This is a genomic window from Bacillus sp. Xin1 (assembly GCF_013314535.1).
In the GTDB taxonomy this organism is placed as follows: domain Bacteria; phylum Bacillota; class Bacilli; order Bacillales; family Bacillaceae_G; genus Bacillus_A.
In genome coordinates this window covers 53,739-75,909 of record NZ_JABUAE010000022.1, presented here as the reverse complement: position 1 = coordinate 75,909, position 22,171 = coordinate 53,739, and the positions used below count along the sequence as shown (strand labels likewise).

21 protein-coding genes and 2 pseudogenes are annotated in these 22,171 nt (G+C 34.9%); 16 read left to right on the top strand and 7 right to left on the bottom strand.

From position 1 onward, the window contains the following. Positions 1-30: 30 nt before the first annotated feature. A complete protein-coding gene (locus HRG09_RS18195) occupies positions 31-1,104 on the bottom strand; it encodes a WD40/YVTN/BNR-like repeat-containing protein (protein WP_174102291.1) in 1,074 nt (357 codons plus the stop codon). A gap of 223 nt (positions 1,105-1,327) precedes the next feature. Between HRG09_RS18195 and HRG09_RS18190 the strand changes: the two are divergent. Together HRG09_RS18190 and fbpA are read left to right on the top strand one after the other, a co-directional pair. Further along, positions 1,328-2,232, top strand: a pseudogene (locus tag HRG09_RS18190) (cation diffusion facilitator family transporter). A 191-nt stretch (positions 2,233-2,423) separates the two neighbouring features. Beyond that, positions 2,424-2,594: a Fur-regulated basic protein FbpA gene (gene fbpA, locus HRG09_RS18185; RefSeq protein WP_098490503.1), complete on the top strand. Its 171-nt coding sequence runs from the start codon at positions 2,424-2,426 to the stop codon at positions 2,592-2,594. A gap of 62 nt (positions 2,595-2,656) precedes the next feature. On the opposite strand, the gene HRG09_RS18180 is transcribed toward fbpA, so the two are convergent. Continuing rightward, positions 2,657-3,328: a GntR family transcriptional regulator gene (locus HRG09_RS18180; RefSeq protein ID WP_174102290.1), complete on the bottom strand. Its 672-nt coding sequence runs from the start codon at positions 3,326-3,328 to the stop codon at positions 2,657-2,659. Positions 3,329-3,344: 16 nt separating this feature from the next. After that, positions 3,345-4,310: a DMT family transporter gene (locus tag HRG09_RS18175; protein ID WP_174102289.1), complete on the bottom strand. Its 966-nt coding sequence runs from the start codon at positions 4,308-4,310 to the stop codon at positions 3,345-3,347. Between the two features lie 158 nt (positions 4,311-4,468). Between HRG09_RS18175 and HRG09_RS18170 the strand changes: the two genes are divergently transcribed. Then, positions 4,469-4,804, top strand: a complete 336-nt coding sequence (locus HRG09_RS18170) for a DUF3784 domain-containing protein (RefSeq protein ID WP_174102288.1) — start codon at positions 4,469-4,471, stop codon at positions 4,802-4,804. A gap of 36 nt (positions 4,805-4,840) precedes the next feature. On the opposite strand, the gene HRG09_RS18165 is transcribed toward HRG09_RS18170, so the two are convergent. Continuing rightward, the gene (locus tag HRG09_RS18165) at positions 4,841-6,028 is read right to left on the bottom strand and encodes a GTP-binding protein (protein WP_174102287.1); all 1,188 of its coding nucleotides are present in this window, start codon (positions 6,026-6,028) and stop codon (positions 4,841-4,843) included. Positions 6,029-6,215: 187 nt separating this feature from the next. On the opposite strand from HRG09_RS18165, the gene HRG09_RS18160 reads away from it, so the two are divergent. The 5 genes from HRG09_RS18160 (at position 6,216) to fumC (ending at position 12,229) form a co-directional block, all read left to right on the top strand. Beyond that, positions 6,216-7,193 (top strand): permease, encoded by a 978-nt coding sequence (locus tag HRG09_RS18160; protein ID WP_174102286.1) that lies wholly within the window; start codon positions 6,216-6,218, stop codon positions 7,191-7,193. Positions 7,194-7,205: 12 nt separating this feature from the next. After that, on the top strand, positions 7,206-8,072 hold the full coding sequence (locus HRG09_RS18155; RefSeq protein ID WP_174102285.1) for a TIGR03943 family putative permease subunit: 867 nt from the start codon (positions 7,206-7,208) through the stop codon (positions 8,070-8,072). A gap of 344 nt (positions 8,073-8,416) precedes the next feature. Further along, on the top strand, positions 8,417-9,820 hold the full coding sequence (gene nhaC / locus HRG09_RS18150) for a Na+/H+ antiporter NhaC (RefSeq protein ID WP_174102284.1): 1,404 nt from the start codon (positions 8,417-8,419) through the stop codon (positions 9,818-9,820). A 139-nt stretch (positions 9,821-9,959) separates the two neighbouring features. After that, a complete protein-coding gene (locus tag HRG09_RS18145) occupies positions 9,960-10,754 on the top strand; it encodes a TerC family protein (RefSeq protein ID WP_174102283.1) in 795 nt (264 codons plus the stop codon). Between the two features lie 86 nt (positions 10,755-10,840). Further along, positions 10,841-12,229: a class II fumarate hydratase gene (fumC, locus tag HRG09_RS18140; protein WP_174102282.1), complete on the top strand. Its 1,389-nt coding sequence runs from the start codon at positions 10,841-10,843 to the stop codon at positions 12,227-12,229. Positions 12,230-12,781: 552 nt separating this feature from the next. Here fumC and HRG09_RS18135 read toward each other — a convergent pair. Then, a complete protein-coding gene (locus HRG09_RS18135) occupies positions 12,782-14,002 on the bottom strand; it encodes a macrolide family glycosyltransferase (RefSeq protein ID WP_174102281.1) in 1,221 nt (406 codons plus the stop codon). Positions 14,003-14,502: 500 nt separating this feature from the next. On the opposite strand from HRG09_RS18135, the gene HRG09_RS18130 reads away from it, so the two are divergent. The 3 genes and pseudogenes from HRG09_RS18130 (at position 14,503) to HRG09_RS18120 (ending at position 17,049) form a co-directional block, all read left to right on the top strand. Further along, positions 14,503-15,267, top strand: a complete 765-nt coding sequence (locus tag HRG09_RS18130; protein ID WP_174102280.1) for a DUF2087 domain-containing protein — start codon at positions 14,503-14,505, stop codon at positions 15,265-15,267. A gap of 30 nt (positions 15,268-15,297) precedes the next feature. Beyond that, positions 15,298-15,622 (top strand): annotated as a pseudogene (locus HRG09_RS18125) (GIY-YIG nuclease family protein). Between the two features lie 98 nt (positions 15,623-15,720). Further along, a complete protein-coding gene (locus tag HRG09_RS18120; RefSeq protein WP_375335768.1) occupies positions 15,721-17,049 on the top strand; it encodes an MATE family efflux transporter in 1,329 nt (442 codons plus the stop codon). Between the two features lie 61 nt (positions 17,050-17,110). On the opposite strand, the gene HRG09_RS18115 is transcribed toward HRG09_RS18120, so the two are convergent. Further along, positions 17,111-17,809 carry a Type 1 glutamine amidotransferase-like domain-containing protein gene (locus tag HRG09_RS18115; RefSeq protein ID WP_174102278.1) on the bottom strand — a complete coding sequence of 233 codons (699 nt, stop codon included), beginning with the start codon at positions 17,807-17,809 and terminating at the stop codon, positions 17,111-17,113. Positions 17,810-18,006: 197 nt separating this feature from the next. Here HRG09_RS18115 and HRG09_RS18110 point away from each other — a divergent pair, with 197 nt between their 5' ends. Genes HRG09_RS18110 through HRG09_RS18090 form a run of 5 tightly spaced genes read left to right on the top strand, consistent with a single transcriptional unit; the run spans position 18,007 to position 21,288 of the window. Next, a complete protein-coding gene (locus HRG09_RS18110) occupies positions 18,007-18,420 on the top strand; it encodes a BlaI/MecI/CopY family transcriptional regulator (RefSeq protein ID WP_174102277.1) in 414 nt (137 codons plus the stop codon). Between the two features lie 4 nt (positions 18,421-18,424). Then, positions 18,425-19,237 carry a M56 family metallopeptidase gene (locus tag HRG09_RS18105; protein ID WP_174102276.1) on the top strand — a complete coding sequence of 271 codons (813 nt, stop codon included), beginning with the start codon at positions 18,425-18,427 and terminating at the stop codon, positions 19,235-19,237. 55 nt (positions 19,238-19,292) lie between these two features. Beyond that, complete coding sequence (locus HRG09_RS18100; RefSeq protein ID WP_174102275.1) at positions 19,293-20,006, top strand: cytochrome c biogenesis CcdA family protein; 714 nt, start codon at positions 19,293-19,295, stop codon at positions 20,004-20,006. Between the two features lie 17 nt (positions 20,007-20,023). Further along, positions 20,024-20,578 carry a TlpA family protein disulfide reductase gene (locus HRG09_RS18095; RefSeq protein WP_174102274.1) on the top strand — a complete coding sequence of 185 codons (555 nt, stop codon included), beginning with the start codon at positions 20,024-20,026 and terminating at the stop codon, positions 20,576-20,578. Positions 20,579-20,592: 14 nt separating this feature from the next. Beyond that, a complete protein-coding gene (locus HRG09_RS18090; protein ID WP_174102273.1) occupies positions 20,593-21,288 on the top strand; it encodes a prolipoprotein diacylglyceryl transferase family protein in 696 nt (231 codons plus the stop codon). Positions 21,289-21,568: 280 nt separating this feature from the next. Here the strand turns inward: HRG09_RS18090 and HRG09_RS18085 are convergent, their stop codons facing one another. Continuing rightward, complete coding sequence (locus HRG09_RS18085; RefSeq protein WP_174102272.1) at positions 21,569-22,114, bottom strand: helix-turn-helix domain-containing protein; 546 nt, start codon at positions 22,112-22,114, stop codon at positions 21,569-21,571. Positions 22,115-22,171: the final 57 nt, after the last annotated feature.

Sequence of the window (22,171 nt, the reverse complement as noted above, 5' to 3'; positions counted from 1 at the left end):
CTTGGTAAATAAGCAGTCCTTTTTCTTTTATTAAGAAGTTGTAACTAATAAGGCGTGAGGGTGCTGCGTTTTATATTCTTCTTTCCATGGAATGTTTAATTGCTCCCAAGTTTGCCCGCTATCTAAAGATTGGAATACACCATTATTATTTAAAGTATAAAACGTATGAGGTTCTGCGGGGTTTGTTGCAAGCATAGAGATGACAGTGCCAATTGCTGACGGTAGCCCATGCTGTACTTTTTGGAAAGGAGTGTTTTTTGTCTTTCGATAAATATAAGATTCATAAGGTATACGATGGTGAGCTAGGTCAGCACTTGGTGCAGCAGAGACAAGTATCGTATCACAATCACCTGGATCGATGGCCATACTATATAAATAGTGATGTTCTAAACCCTCGCTACAAGAAATCCAACTGTTTCCGCTATTATAACTTTCAAGATATGCACGTTCAGGTCCGCTCATAAACCCATCGCCACATGATGCATAAAGGCGATTAGGGGCCTGTGGATGCATAAGTAGTTGGTGAGCATCAATAGGAGCACCGAATTTTTTATCCTCCCATGTTTGGCCATTGTCTTTACTTTGGATAACAGCTCCGGCTTCAATTGATACATGGATCATATCTTGCTTATTTGGATCAACTGTAATCCAGCGCACATGATGTGTAAATGGACGTGGTGGAAATGCCCATGTGTATGAAGATAGCAATGATTTCATATTTTTACATTCACTCCATGTTTCACCACCATTTTCGGAATAAAATAAAGCGCTAGGTTCTGTTCCTACATAAACAACACCGTAACCGTTAACTTGTTTTAAGGGATTGATAGCGATAGAAGTAATAGCAGAATGTAAAATGCCATCTTCTTTCGGAAAGTCAAAATAACGATAAGAATCTCCAATTGGTCGCCAAGAATCGCCTCTATCATCGCTTAGCCATAATCCCCGGCCAAATGTTCCACAATATATACGATTTGGTTGGAATGGGTCAACCGCAATACAAGTAGGTTGCATATTTTGTAAGTGATATTGAACTTGAAGTTCTTCATTTCTTTCTTCCACGACAAGAAGTTCACGTTCCATACAAAGGAATAATCGCTTCAATTTTATATCCTCCTTTTCATTTCTTAACAGTATTAAATAATATGAGAAAGAAAAAGAAGTAGTCTTATTTTCGGTTGAGAAAAAGGAAATAGTAGCCGGAATAACGATAGGGGTATAAGTGAAGGGGTGGATCGTAGATAGGGGTATAAGTGAATAGACTTGGATAAATTAGTAAGGCTTGTCACATGATAATATATAGATATTGTTTTTGAAGGGGATCTACATAGGACATTCACATCATCATGGTCATTCACAAAATAAAAAAGCATTAATGATAGTATTCATATTAACGACGGGGTTTATGATTGCCGAGGTCATTGGTGGATTTGTAACGAATAGTTTAGCACTTTTATCAGATGCTGGGCATATGCTAAGTGACGCAGTATCTCTTGCTTTAAGTTTGCTTGCCTTTAAAATTGGAGAAAAAAAGCCGACTTTAGAAAAAACGTACGGGTATAAGCGAATTGAAATGTTAGCCGCATTATGTAATGGTGTCGTTCTTATCGTTATTTCGATATACATTTTTATCGAAGCAATTCGCCGTTTTCAAGAACCAGTAGAGATTGCTAGTAATGGGATGTTACTCATCGCTGTTCTTGGTTTATTTATTAATATGATATCAGCTTGGATTTTAACGCGGGGCGGAGATGTGAAAGAAAATTTAAATGTACGAAGCGCCTTTTTACATGTATTAGGTGATTTACTAGGTTCAGTAGGAGCGATTATAGCTGCATTACTCATTAAGTTTTTTGGATGGACGGCTGCTGATCTCCCATTGCTAGTATCCTCGTTTCCATATTAGTTATTATAAGTGGTTAGCGTGTAACACGTGATACCGTTCATATATTGATGGAAGGGACACCGCAGCATATAGAGGTAGGAAAAGTGAAAGATACGCTATTAAACATTGCAATGGTTAAAGAGGTACATGATCTACACATATGGTCAGTTACATCGGATTTTCAAGTTTTAACGTGTCATCTTGTTATAGAAAAAGGTGAGGAGACACAAGGTGTATTAGCAGAAGCGACACGTTTATTGAAGGAAAGCTTTCATGTAGAACATGTTACGATACAAATAGAAGTAGAGGGAGCATCTATCCATAAAGGACCACTTTGCGAAGTATGAAAGAAAAAAGATGATAAAAAGTGGCATAAACGATCTTACGAAACATACATATATATAATGTGGCCACAAACAGTTTGTAAGGTAAATATTTCATCATATTACTTTACTTCTAAAACATCATCTTTTATAATCAAAGTGGTAATTGATAAGGATTATCATTTTCAATTATTGTAGAAAGGAGTTTTAAAAAGATGAGTAGTCAACTCCGTTTTGCTGTTGAAAATCGTAAGAGGCAGCTAATTGATCAGTTAATTGGGGCAGGTGTATTTAAAGTTCTTGATCGACAATTATACGAGCTTTCCTTAGAGGAACTAGAAAAAGAGTATAGAGACATTGAGAAATATGCCGAGATTCGTGCATAGTCATATAGAATTGTAAAGAAAGAGCCGTTTGTGTTGAGAGAACACATAAACGGCTCTTTTCATTATTCCATAGAGATTATTTTTTGGATTTCTTTCATTGGCCGTAACCAGTTTTGAGACATGATTTGTTCTATATGTGCTGTATCCTGTTTTTTCAATGCTTCGATGATTAAATTGTGTTCTTCAATCGATTGACGTGCAGGAATGAAGTTCTGGAAAAAAAGGTATTCAAGACGTAATACATGTAGCTGAATGTTTGCTAAGAACGGTTCGATGTATGTATTTTTAGCGATTGCTACAATTGTGTTATGAAATTGTATATCTAAATGTAAAGCTTGTTTTGAATTTTTTTCATTTATGGCATTTTCAAATGCTTCGTTTATCTCGGAAAGTTTCATTAGATCTGTTTCGTTTATTTGATGAATTGCTTGCTTTCCAATAATGGTATGAAGACCAGCAATTGTTTCATAGATGACAGATACATCTTCTAGTTTTATAGGGGCAATTTTTGTTTTTTGTCCTGGAACCATTTCTACCAATCGGGAGAGTTCTAACACTTGTAACGCTTCTCTAACGGGCGTTCTACTCACACCTAAAGCTTCGGCTAGCTCACCGTCATTAATTTTTTCATCAGGCTTTAAAACACCTTCAATAATCCAATCTTGTAATTGATTTAACACAAGTGACTTAGCGGATACTCTTTCTTGTTTACGATAGTTTTGAGGAATAGGCATGACTAGACAGTTCCTTTCATTTTATGTTTTGTTTTTTTGTCTCGACAAGTCGTAGTTTCGGTTTTCTTTCATCAGGCTTTTGACTAAGTACAAGTACCATTACAATAACACAAAGAGCGCCTAATAATTGAAATGATTGAAACGGAACATGCAAAATGAGAATCGAAGAAATGATAGCTGCAAGTGGTTCTGTACAACCAAATAGTGTCGTCTCTTTCGGTGTAAGGTAGCGGATGCTATCTAAGTATAAGTAAAACGCGATAAGTGTTCCGAAAATCACAACGAATGTAATGAGAAAAAGATTGTTAGGCTGTAAATATTTCATGCCTGATAATAAGATAAACTCGTTCGTGGAGAAAAAGTGTAAGATGGTTACACCAACGCCTCCAATAATCATGCCCCATCCAACAATGACAGATGAAGACCACTTCTCTAATAATTCCTTGGAATAAAGGCTATAGAATGCTAGTGACAGACCAGATAAAATGCCCCAAATGATAGCTGGAGTTGAAACAGCTAAATTATCAATGGATCCATTCGTTAGTAAGAAGAAAGTTCCAATTAAAGAGAGTGTGATAGAAATAAAATCGATTTTGGTAGGACGAATATTCCATTTAAAGATAAGATAAACAGTGATAAATATTGGCGCTAAATATTGTAATAATGTTGCAACGGCAGCATTTCCTTCCTTAATAGATGCAAAATAGGTGTATTGCACCGCGAGCATGCCTAACAATCCAAACAAAATCATTTTGTTTGCATCGGTTTTTTGTTTCCAAATGCCGAGCACTTCTGATTTTTTACTACCAAATGAGGAGAATAAGAGCAAAATACTTCCGGATATAAGTAAGCGGATTGTAACTAACCATTCTGTAGAGACATTTTCTTGTTGAAAAAGTTGTTGTGCGGCAGTTCCGGACAATCCCCATAAACTAGCCCCCGTAATGACCATAATAATGCCTTTCAATCTTCCTGAATCCATAGCAAGATCCTCCTTTCCAAAAGAAAATCAAATTTAAAATATCAAATACAATATGTAATATATCACGAGTAATATTAAAAATAAACAGAATTTTTTGATGGTAACAAAAGGCAAGTGATAGGTATAATGATGGTAAAATATTGTAAAGGTGGGATTTGATGATTGGCGGATTTATCATTTGTTTTCTTGTAGGTATGTTAATAATCATTCTGGGATATCAAATTCATATAAAAAAGAGGTTATTTCTTATAGCGGGATATCAAGAGGAGACATTCGTAGGAGATAAAGAAAAGCTTGCAAAAATAGCAGGGATTTTTTCTTATGTAATAGGAATTACTACCGCTCTGTTACCATTTGGATTAGAAATAATTGGTGATGCTGCGGGAATTGGTTATGGGATTTTTGTTGTTATAAGTACAATTGCACTTGTTATATGGAGTAATGTAATAAATAAGCCTAGTAATTCTAAAGAATATACGAAAACAAGATGGTAACCTTTTAGGGAAACCATCTTGTTTTTTTGCTTTGCATTATGATGCCACGGTAAAGGGAGGGATCGGATCAACAAAATCATCCCAATCCAGTCTCATTTCTTCCTCGGTTAATAAGCATGTATCTAAAGAACGTTCCATTTCATATTGATTCATTTCAACTCCAATAAAGACTAGTTCTGTTATTCGATCTCCGTACTGCTCATCCCAAGTTTTTAGTATTCCTGGCTCTTCTATAAGTATTTGCTGCTGCTCAGCTTCAGGTAATGCTGCAATCCATTCACCAGCTCCCTGGATGGTAATCGAAGAACCAGCTTGCGATAGAAGTCCCATCATATGATTACGAGATGCGAGCCAGAAAAAACCTTTCGCTCTTACAACATCCAAAGGCCACTTTTGTAACCAATTCATAAGTCGAACAGGATGAAATGGACGTTTACGGCGATAAACAAAGGAACTAATGCCGTATTCTTCTGTTTCTGGCGTATGGTGATCATTATTTAACTCTTGAATCCAACCAGCTGCTTGACTTGCTTCATCATAGTTAAATAAATTCGTATTTAAAATTTCATTTAGTGGTACTGCGCTAAATGAAGATTCAATAATTTGTGCACTAGGATTTAATTTTTGTAATAGAAGATGGAGTTCGAGAATATCTTCTTTTTCTAGTAAATCCACTTTGTTCAAAAGAATAACATTTGCAAACTCAATTTGATCTATTAGTAGATCGATAACTTCTCGTGTATCTGTTTCATCAATTGCTTGCTTTCGATCTAGTAAGCTTTCACCAGCTGAAAAATCATCCCAAAATCGATTGGCATCGACTACAGTAACCATCGTATCGAGACGACATTTGTTTGTTAAATCAATTCCTAGTGCCTCGTCTATATACGTAAATGTTTGTGCAACAGGAATTGGTTCACTAATTCCAGAAGATTCAATCACAATATAGTCAATATCTCCTTCCTCAACAAGACGATTTACTTCAATGATTAAATCTTCTCGAAGTGTGCAACAAATGCAACCGTTTTGAATCTCTACTAATTTTTCTTCTGTACGAGAAAACCCTCCTTGTTTCACAAGAGCAGCGTCAATATTTACTTCGCTCATATCATTTACAATGACAGCTACTTTTAAGCCCTCTCTATTTGTCAAAATATGATTCAATAATGTTGTTTTACCAGAACCTAAAAAACCACTTAATACGGTAATGGGTACTTTTTTCATTATATATTCCTCCTCATAAATCGTAATCATTACGTTTTATGATAAATGACCTTAAAAAGAAATGCAAGAATAAATCATAATGATTACGATTTGTGAATAGAAATGAAATGTGAAAAATGTTTGGGAATTGTCATAGAAAAAAAGGACAAGCATACGTTTAAATATGAATAAAGTGGAGGCGAGGAATTTGGTTTTTAATAGAATATCAAAGGAGTTAATTGGTACGATTCTCATTGCTATTTTTCTTTTTTTATTCTTTTTTGTAGATTTCACAAACCTAGCAAATTTGCATAAGACTATTCCAAAAGAATGGTTGAACGTAAATACAATTTTTTTAAGTATTTTCTTTGAGGCAGTACCTTTTATTTTATTAGGAGTTCTTGTTTCTTCTGTTATTCAAGTATTTGTGACAGAGGAGATGATCCAAAAAATATTACCAAAATCAGCAATTGTTGCAATGGTTCCTGCTGCATTTGTTGGTGTCCTTTTTCCAATGTGTGAGTGCGTCATCATTCCGGTAGTAAGACGGCTTATTCAGAAAGGTTTACCCTCGCATGTAGGAATAGTGATTTTAGTAAGTGCTCCGATTTTAAATCCAATTGTGTTTTTATCAACGTATTATGCATTTCGAACGAATCCAAATGTTGTATATGCTCGTTTTGGGTTAGCATTATTTGTTGCATTATTGATAGGCTTAGTTGTGCATTATGTATACCGTAATAAAAGTATTTTAAAAGAACAAAAAGTGATTCTTCATGATGAGAAGAAAAAAAGTTGGCGAGACGTAATAAGTCATGGAGTGGATGAGTTTTTTGATACAGGAAAGTATTTATTAATTGGTGCGTTCTTAGCAAGTTTATTTCAAACATTTTTAGATCGTAACTTGCTTGTAGAAATTGCAAATAGCGAGGTAATTTCACCTTTTGTCATGATGGCTTTTGGCTATGTACTATCGCTTTGTTCAGAAGCGGATGCATTTATCGCAGCTTCATTCGGTCATATATTTTCCGTAAAAGCACTCGTTGCTTTTTTAGTATTTGGACCGATGTTAGATTTGAAAAATACTTTGATGTTATTTGCTTACTTTCAAAAAAGATTTGTTTTCTTCTTTATTGGCATTGTCACGATTAGTGTATATATCGTTGTTCAGTTTGCAATGAGTTAGGAGATGGCGATCATGAAAAAGCAAAGGAAACAAGAATTTCATGCATATATTCGAGGGATTATTTTACTTGGGTTTGCAATGCTTCTATTTAAACTACTAGTAACAGGAAATATTGATAATTTTATCGCACCCAAAATGATAAAGTTTATCTATTTCGCGTTTTTTCTTTCGATCATTTTAGGCTGCTTACAAGTATGGAATGGGAATGAAGAGAAAAAAAGAAACTGTAACTGCTGCGAAAATCATACAGTACCAAAATCAAAAGTTGGAATTTGTATGTTATACGCAATTTTTCTCATTCCGATTGTGAGTGCCTTTTTATTTTCTAATGTGACAATTGATGGTAGTGTAGCAGCAAAACGTGGCATGAATCAAAGTGCAGGAGCGAAGAAACAACCCGAAAGTTCTGATTGGAGGGAGCTATTAGTTGATCAAGAAGAAGAACCAATTCAAAATCTTCCTGCATCAGGGCAGTCACTGGGAGAATTAGAAAGAAATATGATGAAACAAAATACAATCCAAGTAGATAATCAAAATTATATTCAAACGATGAATGTAATTGGTCAAGATGTGCTTGGATTTAAAGGGAAAGAAATCACATTTACGGGTTTTGTTTATCATGATAAAGAAGTAAAGGGAGATCAAATAGTAGTCGCTCGTTATGGAATTACGTGTTGTGTTGCTGATGCTTCTGTTTGGGGAATGATTGTTTCAGGAGAAGAGGTGAAAAGTCTTCCGGAAGAAACATGGGTGAAAGTAACAGGGACACTAGATGAAACGACATATAAAGGGACGCTATTTCCACTTGTAAAACTAAATAAAGCAGAAAAAGTGGAACAGCCGAAAGATCCGTATGTGTATGATGCTTTGCCGCAGTGATATGTTGCAATAGCTATTCATACTGCTAAGGAATAAAGGTGGAAGGGTAAGGGGATGTTTGTATTGTAAAATGATAGAAGGCGAAAAACTGTTGACTAATGTAGTTCAACGGTTTTTTTCTTTTTAGGCCATTTTTAGGCAAATATAAATAAAAATACGGTTTTTTAATAATTTTCATTGCGAAATATCGGCGCTACTTTTACAATGGAAAAGGTGTATATTTATTATACTAAAAAAAACAAATCGGAATAATGTGAAAATTATAGTTTGTCTTTGTGCCTTGTATACAAAAGTACATATTAGGCGACATATATCATGTTATCGACTTGTAAGGAGAGAAGCAAATGAAAAGTGTAAGATTACCATCGATTCCAGAAATCATTATTCTTTTATTACTGTTTCTTGCTATTGTCTTTTCCTTTCAAACGATCTTTAATTTGCCTATCCAATTAGCGCTATTTATTTCATGGTTTTTAGTAATTGCGCTTGGACTAAGGCTAGGGTTTCGTTATCAAGAATTGCAAGATGCAATTACAAAGGGAATTTCTAACGGATTAGAAGCGGTTCTTATTTTAGTTGCTGTAGGAGCACTAATTGGAACATGGATTGCTGGCGGCGTTGTACCGACATTAATCTATTACGGATTAGAATTTATTCATCCGAGTATATTCTTATTAGCAACGTTAATTATTTGTTCGATTACTTCTCTTGCAACGGGTACATCGTGGGGAACAGTTGGTACAGCTGGTATTGCGATGATGGCAATCGGTGAAGGTCTTGGTTTACCACTTCCATTAGTTGCCGGAGCAGTACTTTCAGGGGCGTACTTTGGGGACAAGTTATCTCCGCTTTCTGATAGTACAGTACTTGCTGCTTCTATGGCAAAAGTAGATGTTATTGCACACGTTCGTGCGATGCTTGTGTTAGATGTTCCAGCATACATTATTACTGGAATTATGTTTACAGTTGCTGGTTGGATGTATGGTGGGGACAACGTTGATTTAAACAAAGTTGAATTTTTAAAAGAGGCATTATTAAAGGAATTTGATATTAAAATATGGATGCTTGTTCCAGCGGTTATTGTTATTGCGCTATTAGCAATGAAAAAACCATCCATGCCAACAATTGCAATGGGGGCGCTTCTCGGTGCAGTTTGGGCAACCTTGTTCCAAGGTATGCACTTTGGAGATGCAATTGGAACAGCATATAATGGATTTTCTATTAAATCAGGTGTCGATTTCATTGATAAGCTGTTAAATCGAGGCGGAATTAATGGTATGCTCGGTTCAGTAGCGGTTATTATTTTTGGATTAGGTTTCGGAGGATTACTTGAAAAACTAGGTGTTTTAAAAGTAATCGTATCAAAATTTGAGAAGAAACTAAACTCTGCAGGAAATGTAACGCTATCCACATTAATCGTTGCTTTCCTAGCAAACGTATTCGGCTGTGCAATGTACGTATCACTTATTTTAACTCCAAAAATTATGCAAGACAGCTATGATAAATTAAAACTAGATCGCCGTGTATTAGCGCGTAACTCAGAAGTGGGTGGAACACTAACTTCAGGTATGGTTCCATGGTCTGATAATGGGATTTTCATGGCTGGTATATTAGGGGTCGCAACATTATCGTATATTCCATTCATGTGGATGAGCTTCGTATCATTAGCACTAGCAGTTATATACGGATATACAGGGAAATTCATTTGGTATGTTGATGATGCTGAAAAAGGAAAACAAGCGTCATAATAACTAGGATTATCTCTTTCAATATTAAAACAACCCGTAAGTTCAATGTGAACTTACGGGTTGTTTCGTTTCTAGTGATATTCGTATATTTCCCCTATCAGAAAGCAAAATATATAGTATCAAAAATAGGAGGAGAGCTATGACTGAATCATTATTGCTGGAGTATGGGGGAGTTATATTAATTTTGATCGCATTAGAAGGTGTTTTATCTGCGGACAACGCTCTTGTACTTGCTATTATGGTTAAGCACTTACCTGAAGATGATAGGAAAAAGGCATTATTTTATGGATTATTTGGGGCGTTTCTCTTTCGTTTTGGATCATTGTTTTTAATCTCATTTCTTGTGAATGTGTGGCAGATGCAAGCAATTGGTGCAGTGTATTTATTGTTTCTTTCGGCTAGAAGCCTAGTTAAAATATACCGAAAAAAGAAGTGGCAAAGAGAAGGACATGGAGAACAGGAGAAAAAGGTTGAGAAAAATAATTCGAAAAAGAAAAGTGGTTTTTGGATAACAGTTCTAAAGGTAGAAGTTACAGATATGGCGTTTGCAAGTGATTCTATTTTAGCTGCGGTAGCTCTTACATTGACAATTACCCCGTTAAATAAAGGGATGATAGGTGGCCTTGATGCAGGAAGGTTTTTCGTTATTTTAACAGGTGGAATGATTGGTTTAGTCATTATGAGGTTTGCAGCTACTTATTTTGTAAGGTTATTGCGCGCAAGGCCTGGTCTTGAAACTGCAGCGTTTATGATTGTTGGGTGGGTCGGTGTGAAGCTTATTATTTCAACGTTAGCACATCCTATGATTGGAATCATTGATAAGGATTTCCCTCAATCAGTTACGTGGAAAGCTATTTTTTATATCGTATTAATTGCGATTGGTTTTTATCACCTGATCCATCTAAAACATAATTTTTTAAAGATAGAATTATGAGTAAATAAGAGTGAGAATCCTTATCATTTGAAGGGAAGTCTGTTACAATAAAAAAGTAGCAATTATATTTTCAAGGGGATGAAAACATGGAATACAGAATTGAAAGAGATACATTAGGAGAAATGAAAGTTCCAGCTGATAAATTATGGGCAGCGCAAACACAACGTAGTAAAGAAAACTTTCCGATTGGGACGGAGCATATGCCACTTGAAATTGTACAAGCATTTGCAATTTTAAAGAAGAGTGCAGCAATTAGCAACCAGAAGTTAGGAAAGTTATCCGAAGAGAAGGCTCATGCAATCGTAGAAGCAGTTGATGAAATTTTAGCAGGAAAATGGAATGAACATTTCCCACTTGTCGTATGGCAAACGGGTAGCGGTACACAATCGAATATGAATGTGAATGAAGTAATTGCAAACCGTGGGAACCAAATTTTAAAAGAAAAAGGGCTTGATGTACATATTCATCCGAACGATGATGTCAATATGTCTCAAAGTTCAAATGATACATTCCCAACAGCTCTTCACGTTGCTTGCGTGATCGCGGTAGAGAATCAAGTGTTACCAGCAATTATAAAATTAAAAGAAACGTTAGAGAAAAAAGTAAATGAGTTTCAAAGTATTATTAAAATCGGTCGTACGCATTTGCAAGATGCAACACCTTTAACATTAGGGCAAGAAATTAGTGGTTGGCATCGTATGCTAGAAAAAACGGAGCGTATGATTGCTGATAGTAATACATATATGAAGGAACTTGCGATTGGTGGTACTGCAGTTGGGACAGGCATTAATGCTCATCCTAAATTTGGTGAGATGGTAGCAGAGGAAATTAGCCAGTTTACAGGTAAGCAATTTGTATCAGCGCTAAATAAGTTTCATGCATTAACAAGTCATGATGAAGTTGTGTTTGCACATGGTGCATTAAAAGCATTAGCAGCTGACTTAATGAAGATCGCAAATGATGTACGCTGGCTTGCAAGTGGTCCACGTAGTGGTCTTGGTGAAATTATTATTCCTGCAAATGAGCCAGGAAGTTCAATTATGCCGGGTAAAGTAAATCCAACGCAAAGTGAAGCACTAACAATGGTGGCAGCGCAAGTTATGGGAAATGATGCAACGATTGGCTTTGCAGCGAGCCAAGGTAACTTTGAGTTAAACGTATTTAAACCGGTAATTGCATATAATTTCTTACAATCAGCTCGTTTATTAGCCGATGCGACAATTTCGTTCAATGATAAATGTGCGGTCGGTATTGAAGCGAATGAAGAAGTGATTAACCAGAATGTAAATCGTTCTTTAATGCTTGTTACAGCATTAAATCCACATATTGGCTATGAAAATGCAGCGAAAATTGCGAAGCATGCTCATAAAGAGGGATTAACGTTAAAAGAAGCAGCATTACAATCAGGTCTATTAACGGAAGAACAATTTGATGAAATTGTAGATCCGAAGAAAATGATTGCACCGAAAGAATAATCTTAATGAATAATGGAGAGCCAAGATTCTAAATTGAGAATTTTGGCTTTTTGTATGATGAAATAATGGAAATGAACGTGAGGTGAGAATAATGAAGTAAGTGTGTTGTTTCTACACTATCAGTGCTTATCACATTTATCCCGCTATTTTAGGGCAGTAAGACCTCCACCTTAAAATTCAGCAAAAGTAAAGAAGTTAAGTGGGGGATGAAGAAAAACCCAAATAATTAAAGTTTTACTTTATCGCATTACAATCGATATTCAGAATTATATTCACATCCTTTTATATGTCTGATTCACCGAATTGGACGAGTATTGTAATACTAACTACAGCAGTATCTACGTATCACTTCTTTGAGATTGTCTACATATAATTACTCTTCTACTCTTCGTTTTTTATCTTCCATCATAGTAGGATTTGCAATTCTTAAACTTATTGAAAGAAGGGAAATGGGGGCAAGATCAAAGTAAATTTAATAATTAGTTTCACACGATAACGCTTATGTGTTATAAAAAGCTCCATATTAGTGAAAACATGGAGCTTTCATAGTTTTTATGAACGAGTAAATTTGAAAATTTCATTAGCAGCTCTAGCATAACCACCCGCGTTACGAAATGATTGACTAATTTTTTTGGTATTCTTTTTGTAAATGGGGTTTCTTAACATTTCATTAACAGCCTCTTTGATATCCTCCACTGATAGTTGTTGAATATTTAACATCGTTCCTGCACCAAGTTCTTTTACTCGTTCAGCAATCGTATGCTGGTCATTTATGATAGGAAGCATAACTAAGGGTACTTCAAAATAAAGCGATTCATTGGTACTGTTCATTCCGCAATGGCTAATAAAGAGATCAGTTTGACGAAGTATATCTAATTGAGGAACGTAGTTACGTACAATAAAGTTATCAGGTATATCCTTTAGCTGCTCTGCCTTTAATTGTTTGCCTATGTTTAGCACCACTTTAACTCTTAAATCTTTTAAAGCGGTAAAGCACTTTTGATAGAAGTCTGGCTGATTGTTCATTATCGTTCCCAGAGAAATGTAAATTACACGTGTTTTATTTAATAGATTCATTGGAAAATCGTTTGCAATTTCATTTTTTGTAATGGAAGGACCAACAAAAATATAGTCCTTCTGAAAAACGCTGCTATTTCTTTGGAAATAGGAAGAAGTGAAGACGATATTTAAATCTCCTGAACCAGGGCAAAGTAAGAAATTGTAAGATAATGGAAGTTTATATTTATTTTCTAAATATTGTTTACGTTTAGCGATTTCTTCTAATTGTAAAAATGCATTTAACATGGCCAAACGTTCTTGTTTTTGTTCCATATTATCTATTCCTGTTAGGGACATATTTATTTTTGCATCTTGTGAATATGCAAAAGTGGTCCATGTTGCAATAGATAATAATTTGTTTTGGTTAGCAATCCATTTGCCAGGTAAAGACTGTGCATCGTATATGAGATAATCATACGTTTCGTTGGAAATGTCTTCTAGAATAGAGTCGGTGATTGATTCCATTGCACTTAGAAATTGCAATAAATATTCTTGAGGCTGGGAAGCCATAAGATCCATGCTTTCTGCAAGCTTTTTTTGTGCCTCTTGATTAACAGGGCGAAACTGGGCACCGACTTTTTTGATTTTTTCTTCAAAATGATTGGATGAATAATAGACAATATGTTCTCCTTGTTTTATTAAATCACTTACTAATCCAAGTGTTGGGTTTACGTGTCCTTCTCCACCAACGTTGATGTAAAGTGCTTTTTTCATCTTTAGCCCTCCATTAAATATAGTTTGGTACACGCCTTAGCGAAGAGAATATACGTTTTATCATTGATTATCCCTATAACAGTGCGAAGTATAAATATGATGGTTGTCAAAATCAAATCTCAATTTTTTAGAGGTGTATAGTATTTATGAATGAATAATGATATTTTATGTAAATGAAATTGATTATTGTTTGGATTATAATGAATTATTTTTGGATTTGTCTATGTTTTTCTTTTTTATGCGGGATTAGAGGTTGTGTTTATTCAAGTATTTGCGAGCAGTAAGACCTTGATAGATGTTGTAGTGAGACAGTAATCCATTGTTTTTATTCATTATAAAGTTCCTTTTATACATTATATACAAACGTTTTAAAATTTGTTTATAAAATAAGTAAACGTAATGTTGAAATGTTTGTTTAATTTGTGATAATATGATGAGGTGGATAAACGATATCGTGATTTGTTTGTATTAATAATAAACCATTTGGAGGATTGTTTAGTATGAGTGATATTTCAGAGAAGTTTTGGGATGCATCTATTGAAGAATTGAAGAAGGGGTATATCTTTGAAGAAGATACAGAAGAATACATCTGTTTAGCTTGTGGAGAGAAGTTTATAAAAGGGGTTATTTATCAAAACCAAAATGTTTTATATGAAGCAGAGAAATTTGTTCAGCTTCATATAGAGAATGAACATACGTCTATGTTTGAATATTTATTAAATCTTGATAAGAAATTTACAGGTTTAACGGATTTACAAAAGAAGATGGTTCAGTTTTTTTATATGGGCTTAAATGACAAAGAAATTGTGAAAGAAATGGATGGAGGAAGTACATCAACAATTCGCAATCATCGTTTTACATTACGAGAAAAGATGAAACAGGCTAAGGTGTTTTTAGCACTGATGGAACTATCAGAAGAAAAATCGAAAACGCAGCCTAAATTTTTGCCAATTCACAGAACAGCTACAATGGTGGACGACAGATATAACATTACGGAAGAGGAAAATGATGAAGTGCTGAAGTTGCATTTTACAGAGGGGTTAGATGGACCACTTGTTAAATTTCCAAAGAAACAAAAACGTAAACTGATTATATTAAAACATTTAGTGAAAAAATTTGATAATAGTAAGAAGTATTCAGAAAAAGAAGTGAATGAAATTTTAGAAAATGTGTATTCAGATTTTGTAACTTTAAGAAGATATTTAATTGAGTATGGTTTTCTAGATCGAACAGCTGATGGAAGTCAATATTGGGTTAAGTTATAAGAAAAAGGTAAGAGGGAAGGAGAATGAGAAATGAATAGGAGAGCAGAATTAAAGCAACTATACAAAGAAACAGAGATTGAGGCTGGGGTTTATCGTATTACAAATACAAAGAATTTGAAGATAATGAGCGGGAGAAGTTTTGAACTCAATGTAGGTTCTCATACAAATAGAGCATTACAAGATGACTGGAAGCAGTATGGTGCAGATGCCTTTGAGTTTGAAGTATTAGAAGTCTTGAAGAAGAAAGAAACTGGGTATTTTTAATGTTAAGGAAGAATTGGAAAAATTAGAAGAGAAGTGGCTGAGAGAATTACAGCCATATGGAGAGAACGGATATAACCGAGCATTCTCTTAATAAAGGAGAAATGAAATTTGAAATCACAGGCAGATCATAGTCAAGAAGGTGCAGAATCACAAAATCAACATAAGGAAGAGAAACCGATATGGAAATCAATGTCCATGTTTTTAGTTCCGTTACTGTTAAGTAATGTCTTACAATCAGTAGGACAATTATTTGGGATGGTAGTCGTAGGTCGTTGGCTTGGAGAACAAGATTTAGCTGCTATTTCAGCATTCTTTCCATTGTTTTTCTTACTTGTTTCGTTTGTAATTGGAATTGGATCTGGTAGTTCTATTTTAATTGGTCAGGCTTTTGGAGCGCGTAATGAGGAGCGTTTAAAGGCTATTGTTGGTACAACACTTACATTTACGTTTATCATAGGAGTTGTTTTGGCAATAGTAGGAAGTGTATTCGCCATGGATATTATGCGTTTTATGGGGACACCGGAAAATATTATTGATATGAGTGTACATTATGCACGTATTTTATTTATTTCCATGCCAGTTTTATTCTTATATTTTGCATATACAACATTTATGCGAGGTACAGGAGATTCTAAAACGCCATTTTACTTTTTAATAGTTAGTACAGTATTGAACATGATACTATTACCTATTCTTATTTTTGGCTGGCTCGGAATGCCGAAGCTTGATGTTTATGGCGCTGCTTATGCCTCTGTTATATCAACAATTATAACATTTGTTGTCATGCTTATTTATTTAAAGAAGAAAAATCATCCATTGAAATTGGATGAAACAGTGCAAAAATACCTTCGTATGGATTGGGAATTATTAAAGTTATTACTACGACTTGGTATTCCTGCAAGTATCAATATGATTTTAGTTTCGCTATCTGAAATTGCAGTAATTGCATTTGTAAATCGCTTCGGTTCTGATGCGACCGCAGCCTATGGAGTCGTGAACCAAGTAGCAAGTTATGTACAAATGCCAGCAGTTAGCCTTGGGATTACTGTATCTATTTTTGCTGCACAATCCATTGGTGCGAATCAATTCGATCGATTACAGAAAGTCGTTCGAGCTGGGATTGTGCTGAACTATATTATCGGTGGCGTATTAATCGCACTAATTTACATGTTCTCAAGAGAGATTTTATCACTGTTCCTAACAAATCCAGATACAATTGAAATTGCGCATAGTTTAGTTATGATTACGCTTTGGAGTTATTTAATTTTCGGTCATGCACAAATTATTGGTGCGACGATGCGGGCGAGCGGAACCGTACTATGGCCAACTATTATCGGTGTTGTATCGATTTGGCTTGTGGAAGTACCGGTTGCTTATTTCTTATCATACCATACGGATCTTGGTATAGAAGGGATATGGATTGGATATCCAGCAGCCTTTATTGTAAGTTTAATTTTACAATACGCGTACTATAAATTTTCATGGCAGAAGAAACGGATTACAAGACTTGTGAGTTAAATAGAAAATAAATAAAAGTGTCCCTGAGCTTTCTAGTTTAGGGGCACTTTTATTTGAGTACTCATAAATAACTTTTTAACGTTACATCAAAGTGGTGTCTCATGAGTGTTCCATCATGCATATAGAATTCCCAAGCTTTCTCTGGATCTCCGATAATCTCAAAGGAATTTTCGGTTATATATAAAGCACAGTTATCCTCCAAAGCGATTCCTTCTATATTCCGTGCATGATTTTGTAAGAATAAATGAAAAGCGGTTGCTCTATCCGGTTGATTGTAATGAGGGCAGAAATGTTTGGTTATTTTATTCCAGCCATCGATTTCCATATAACCATCTCCTTTATAATTAGAACGGAGTCCGGTTGTAAACCAGCACATAGCACCAGCGCTATATCCTGCAATGAATGTTTCATTGTGCAGTGCTGCTATTAACTTTTCATCTATTTTGTTTTCCTTCCATTTTTCAAGCATATTAATATAGTTTCCTCCGCCTAGATAGATAAAATCAGCGAAATGAATCATTTCACTTATTTTATCTTCGTTAGGACTTTCTTTTATACAGCGTAGAATGTGAACATCACATTGGAACTGCTTTTCAAATGTTTCTCTAAAGTCGTTTATATAACCTTCATCATCATTGCTTGCCGTTGGGATAAACAATACTCTTGGAGATTGTTTCCCAGTTAACTCTATAAGTCGTTGATTTATATGGAAATGATCTATTTGTTCAAAGTAACCCCCACCAATTACAGCTAATTTCATAATGAATCACCACCTAATAGATTTTTGTTATTGATAAAGTTTCGATGTAGAGAAGTTTCTTTCCTTCTGTAACAAAAGATGAAAATGAAAAAGCATGTATGAATAAAGAGAAAGGATGTACGTTATATTTTAGTAAATCTATATTTGACCTTTCGTTAATTTTGTACTACAATTCGTAGTGTGAAAGGAGACATGGTATGTTTACCCAAAACTATAAATTAAATGAGCAAGGATTAAACCATTTCTTTGGACCGCTTGAAGCGAAGATTATGGAGATTATTTGGAATACCCCGGATATTACGATCAAAGAAGTTCAGCAAAAACTAAGTGAAGATTCTCCTGTGAATTTTAATACAGTAATGACTGTAATGAATCGCTTAGTAGAAAAAGGACACTTGCAAAAACAAACGGTAAAAAGAAGCGGTGTATATCGTGCTGCACAAACAAAAGAGTCTTTTTTATCAAATCAAACAAAGAAAATGACACAGGAACTGATGGGGGAATTTGGTGATCTCGTTGTGAATCACATGTTAGATGAACTAGACCAAGCTGATCCAGTTTTAATAAAGAAGTTAGAAGCAAAACTCAATCAACTGAAAAAAGAGGACTAGTGTGATGAAGTGGCAAATACGAAAATTAGTATTGTTTGCAAGCATCATTAGTATTCTCTTTTTCGGTATGTTAGTGTACTACGTTACATATCCATTTTTCTTCGGAAATAAGGTATTTTTTCTATCACAGTTTTGTCTCTTTGAATTGCAAAAACATATGAGGGAGTTATCAATTATTCGCATTGTAATGGGAGGTTTGCTAGTATTCACCTTATTTGTTGTGTGTAAAAGAGTATGGAGGCAGTTTTTCTATAGCAAAAAATTAAAGCGAAATTTAGTTGAGATTACTCGTAAAGGGAAACAAATGTACTTGCTGCCGTCATTAGAAGTTACGGCATTTACAATTGGATTGATTCAACCGCAGATTGTTCTTTCGGAAGGTGTGTTTCAATCATTTACAGACGAAGAAATTGATGCGATTGTTTTGCATGAAGAATATCACCAAAAAAATCGTGATCCGTTAAAATTGTTTCTTTTTACGGTGTTAGCTGAAGGAATGATGTATATTCCAGTATTGAAAGGTATGTTACAGCGCTATCATACGTATCAGGAGCTATTGGCGGACAAATATGCGATGGATCAAATGAAATCATCGTTTGAGTTAGGTAGCGCGTTATTGAAATTAATGAAAATAAAAACAGCATCTAATCCGTTTATAACAGCTTCTTTTGCGAAGACAGCAATCAATTTACGTGTAGAGCAAATCATTAGCCAGTCATCTATAAAGCTCAAGATGCCGTTATATACAAATTCTGTTTATGTGACAATGGGGCTATTTCTCATTTCGTTTGTACTTATTATCGGAGAGTGCATATAGCCTCTTTTTTTTATATTGAACACTACTTTATGTAGTGTTTTTTTGGAGGAGTAAAATGAACGCAGCAGACTTAACGATATGGCTTGTAGTAGGCGCAGGGATTCTTTCGTTTGTATCACCCTGTTCGCTGCCACTATATCCATCTTATTTATCGTATATTACAGGTGTTTCTATTCAAGATTTAAAAGAAAAACGCGGTATGATGCAAAAAACAGCACTGATGCACACATTGTTCTTTATAATAGGTTTTTCCGTTATATTTTATGCATTAGGTTTATCTGTAAGTTGGATTGGTGTAACATTTTCATCCAATCAAAGACTCATTCAACAAATCGGTGGAATCTTTATTATCATCATGGGTTTATTTATGACAGGGCTCATTCAACCGAAATGGCTTATGTCTGAAAAGAAATTTCATTATAAAAGTAAATCAACTGGATATATTCGTTCTATTTTTGTTGGCATGACATATGCAGCTGGATGGACACCATGCGTGGGACCAATATTCTCTGCAGTATTAATGCTTGGTGCAACTAACCCAGATGAGGCGCTTCTTTATATTACAGCTTATACACTTGGATTTGCGGTTCCGTTCTTTGTCATGGCATTTTTTATAGGTAAGGTCAAATGGATCGTTACATATGCGGGTGTCATGATGAAAATTGGCGGTAGCATGATGGTTTTGACAGGTATTTTACTTTATACGAACCAAATGACGAAAATAACAGCATTCTTTATCAGATTATTTGATGGATTTACAGGATTTTAAAAATAGGGGGAAAGAACGTGAAAAAACTAATTGCAATTATACTGGCTGGAGCATTTATTTGGGCTGGAGTTAACTTTTATAATTCTAAACAAAAAGAAAAAGAAAGGAAAGCGAAACAATCGGCACTGCAAGAGAAAGAAGTATTGCCTCAAGTAGGATTTAAGGCACCGAAAATTACACTGAAAGGACTAGATGGAAAGCTGTATTCATTAAATGATGCAAAAGGGAAACCGTATATTATTAACTTTTGGGCATCGTGGTGTGGGCCATGTGAAATGGAAGCACCGGACTTAGTACATCTTTATGATAAATATAAAGGAGAAATCGAAATTTTTGCGGTGAATGCAACGGTTAGTGATCCAGTACAAGAGGCAAAGGCGTTTGCGGATCGTTTCGGATTTAAGTTTCCTGTTTTACTAGACATGGATGGAGTGGCTGGGCTTGATTATAAAGTTTTTTCATTACCAACAACGTTTTTTGTTGATAAAGATGGAATTATTGTAGACCAAGCACGCGGAGTATTACCCCCGGATCAATTGGAAAAGAAATTTAAACAATTGATTGAGCAGTAAAAGGAGTTCACAGGATGATGGACTGGATGATAAAAATACAGCCGATTTCTCCCATAGTGGGAAGTTTGTTTGGACTCATGTTCATGAAATTAAAAATGAAAAGTCAAGGTCTTTTATATGAAAGAATGATGGATGCCATAACAAATGGATTTTTAATCATTATTTTAACATGGAAATTCGCACCAGTAATTTTGAATCCAGGGTGGGCTTTTCAATCGCCATGGCAAGCGTTATTAGCTGTAGGGAGTACTCAGCACATTATAATTGGTTGTTTCATTGCAAGCGGATATATTGTATGGCGCAGTAAAAAGGTTGATTACTCGCTTTCTATTTTATTAGACATACTTCCATTTGGAATAGGAAGCATCATCATTTTCTATTTTTTATTCCATCAAAAGGTTGGTTTGCAGACAACAATGCCGTGGGGAATGAAACTTTATGATTCAAAGTTTTCTTATCATCCTATATACATGTATGAAATCATTATAGCAATCTGTATCACGGGATGGTTGTGGGTACAAAAAGAGAGGCTAGGAACTAGAAAGTACATAAGTTATTTTCTAATTGTAGAAGGAACTGCCCATATTTTTATTTCGCTTATAAGTGAGCAAGTTCCGTTATTATTTGGTCTGTCTATGCAGCAGTTACTTATTTTTGTTGTGATTAGTGCAGGGATTGTGTTACTTCCAAAAAATAAAGTGAAACTTTAATCAGTAGGGGGCTTCATCCTCCCCACTGATTATTAGCCCTCACCAATCGGACTTTTGCGAGCGACCGTCTTCCGCCTAATTTCTTTGTTATTGCTGTTTTTATGGATTGTATGAACCGGCATTTTCTTATTTATAATCAATGTACTAACATTTTTGCCAGTGCGTGTGCTTGGACCGATTGTCGAATCTCTGACTATATCATAAGTACGTTGCTTCAAAAAAGAAGGGCAATACATATTATTTATGTATTGCCCTTTTACTATGTTTTGAGCTGAATGTATTAGAAGATAGGTGGGGTAACTGAAAATAAGACAACTGCATTTTGATTAAAATTATTTATCCATTTATGTTTTAAATACGCTGGTATTTTGACACTATCACCAGTTTCTAATATATACTCTTCTTCACCTAAATACACCGTAATTTTCCCGTCTAAAACAAATGCTAATTCTTCTCCTTTATGCTCTAGAAGATTTTCCGAGGAAGAAGTGTTCGGAGGCACAGTCATAATTGCTGTTGCTAAATTTCCTGTGAAATCTGGTGATAACAATTCATAGGATAAATTATCAATAATCATTTTTTTACGTTTATTGGAACGTACGATTAGATCGTCTGTATTTGTTTCTTCAAGTAAAAAACTAAATGTTGGAACATCAAGAGCTTTAGCTAATACTTTCAATGTTTGAATGGAAGGATTAGCGGAACCACGTTCAATTTGACTTAGCATAGACGGCGTAATTTCAGCCATATTTGCTAGTTCTTTACTACTCAAACCTTTGGCTTTTCGTTGTTTTTCGATCTTTTTACCGATATCTATATTTTCCATGATAAATTCTCCTTACTGGGTATTTAATTATATTTAAAAAAATTAAATTTTAATTAA

Excerpts from the sequence above, each read along its gene's own strand:
- fbpA (WP_098490503.1), top strand. The coding sequence starts at position 2,424 with ATGAGTAGTCAACTCCGTTTTGCTGTTGAAAATCGTAAGAGGCAGCTA.
- HRG09_RS18180 (WP_174102290.1), bottom strand. The coding sequence starts at position 3,328 with ATGCCTATTCCTCAAAACTATCGTAAACAAGAAAGAGTATCCGCTAAG.
- HRG09_RS18175 (WP_174102289.1), bottom strand. The coding sequence starts at position 4,310 with ATGGATTCAGGAAGATTGAAAGGCATTATTATGGTCATTACGGGGGCT.
- HRG09_RS18170 (WP_174102288.1), top strand. The coding sequence starts at position 4,469 with ATGATTGGCGGATTTATCATTTGTTTTCTTGTAGGTATGTTAATAATC.
- HRG09_RS18165 (WP_174102287.1), bottom strand. The coding sequence starts at position 6,028 with ATGAAAAAAGTACCCATTACCGTATTAAGTGGTTTTTTAGGTTCTGGT.
- HRG09_RS18155 (WP_174102285.1), top strand. The coding sequence starts at position 7,206 with ATGAAAAAGCAAAGGAAACAAGAATTTCATGCATATATTCGAGGGATT.
- nhaC (WP_174102284.1), top strand. The coding sequence starts at position 8,417 with ATGAAAAGTGTAAGATTACCATCGATTCCAGAAATCATTATTCTTTTA.
- HRG09_RS18145 (WP_174102283.1), top strand. The coding sequence starts at position 9,960 with ATGACTGAATCATTATTGCTGGAGTATGGGGGAGTTATATTAATTTTG.
- fumC (WP_174102282.1), top strand. The coding sequence starts at position 10,841 with ATGGAATACAGAATTGAAAGAGATACATTAGGAGAAATGAAAGTTCCA.
- HRG09_RS18135 (WP_174102281.1), bottom strand. The coding sequence starts at position 14,002 with ATGAAAAAAGCACTTTACATCAACGTTGGTGGAGAAGGACACGTAAAC.
- HRG09_RS18130 (WP_174102280.1), top strand. The coding sequence starts at position 14,503 with ATGAGTGATATTTCAGAGAAGTTTTGGGATGCATCTATTGAAGAATTG.
- HRG09_RS18120 (WP_375335768.1), top strand. The coding sequence starts at position 15,721 with ATGTCCATGTTTTTAGTTCCGTTACTGTTAAGTAATGTCTTACAATCA.
- HRG09_RS18115 (WP_174102278.1), bottom strand. The coding sequence starts at position 17,809 with ATGAAATTAGCTGTAATTGGTGGGGGTTACTTTGAACAAATAGATCAT.
- HRG09_RS18110 (WP_174102277.1), top strand. The coding sequence starts at position 18,007 with ATGTTTACCCAAAACTATAAATTAAATGAGCAAGGATTAAACCATTTC.
- HRG09_RS18105 (WP_174102276.1), top strand. The coding sequence starts at position 18,425 with ATGAAGTGGCAAATACGAAAATTAGTATTGTTTGCAAGCATCATTAGT.
- HRG09_RS18100 (WP_174102275.1), top strand. The coding sequence starts at position 19,293 with ATGAACGCAGCAGACTTAACGATATGGCTTGTAGTAGGCGCAGGGATT.
- HRG09_RS18090 (WP_174102273.1), top strand. The coding sequence starts at position 20,593 with ATGATGGACTGGATGATAAAAATACAGCCGATTTCTCCCATAGTGGGA.
- HRG09_RS18085 (WP_174102272.1), bottom strand. The coding sequence starts at position 22,114 with ATGGAAAATATAGATATCGGTAAAAAGATCGAAAAACAACGAAAAGCC.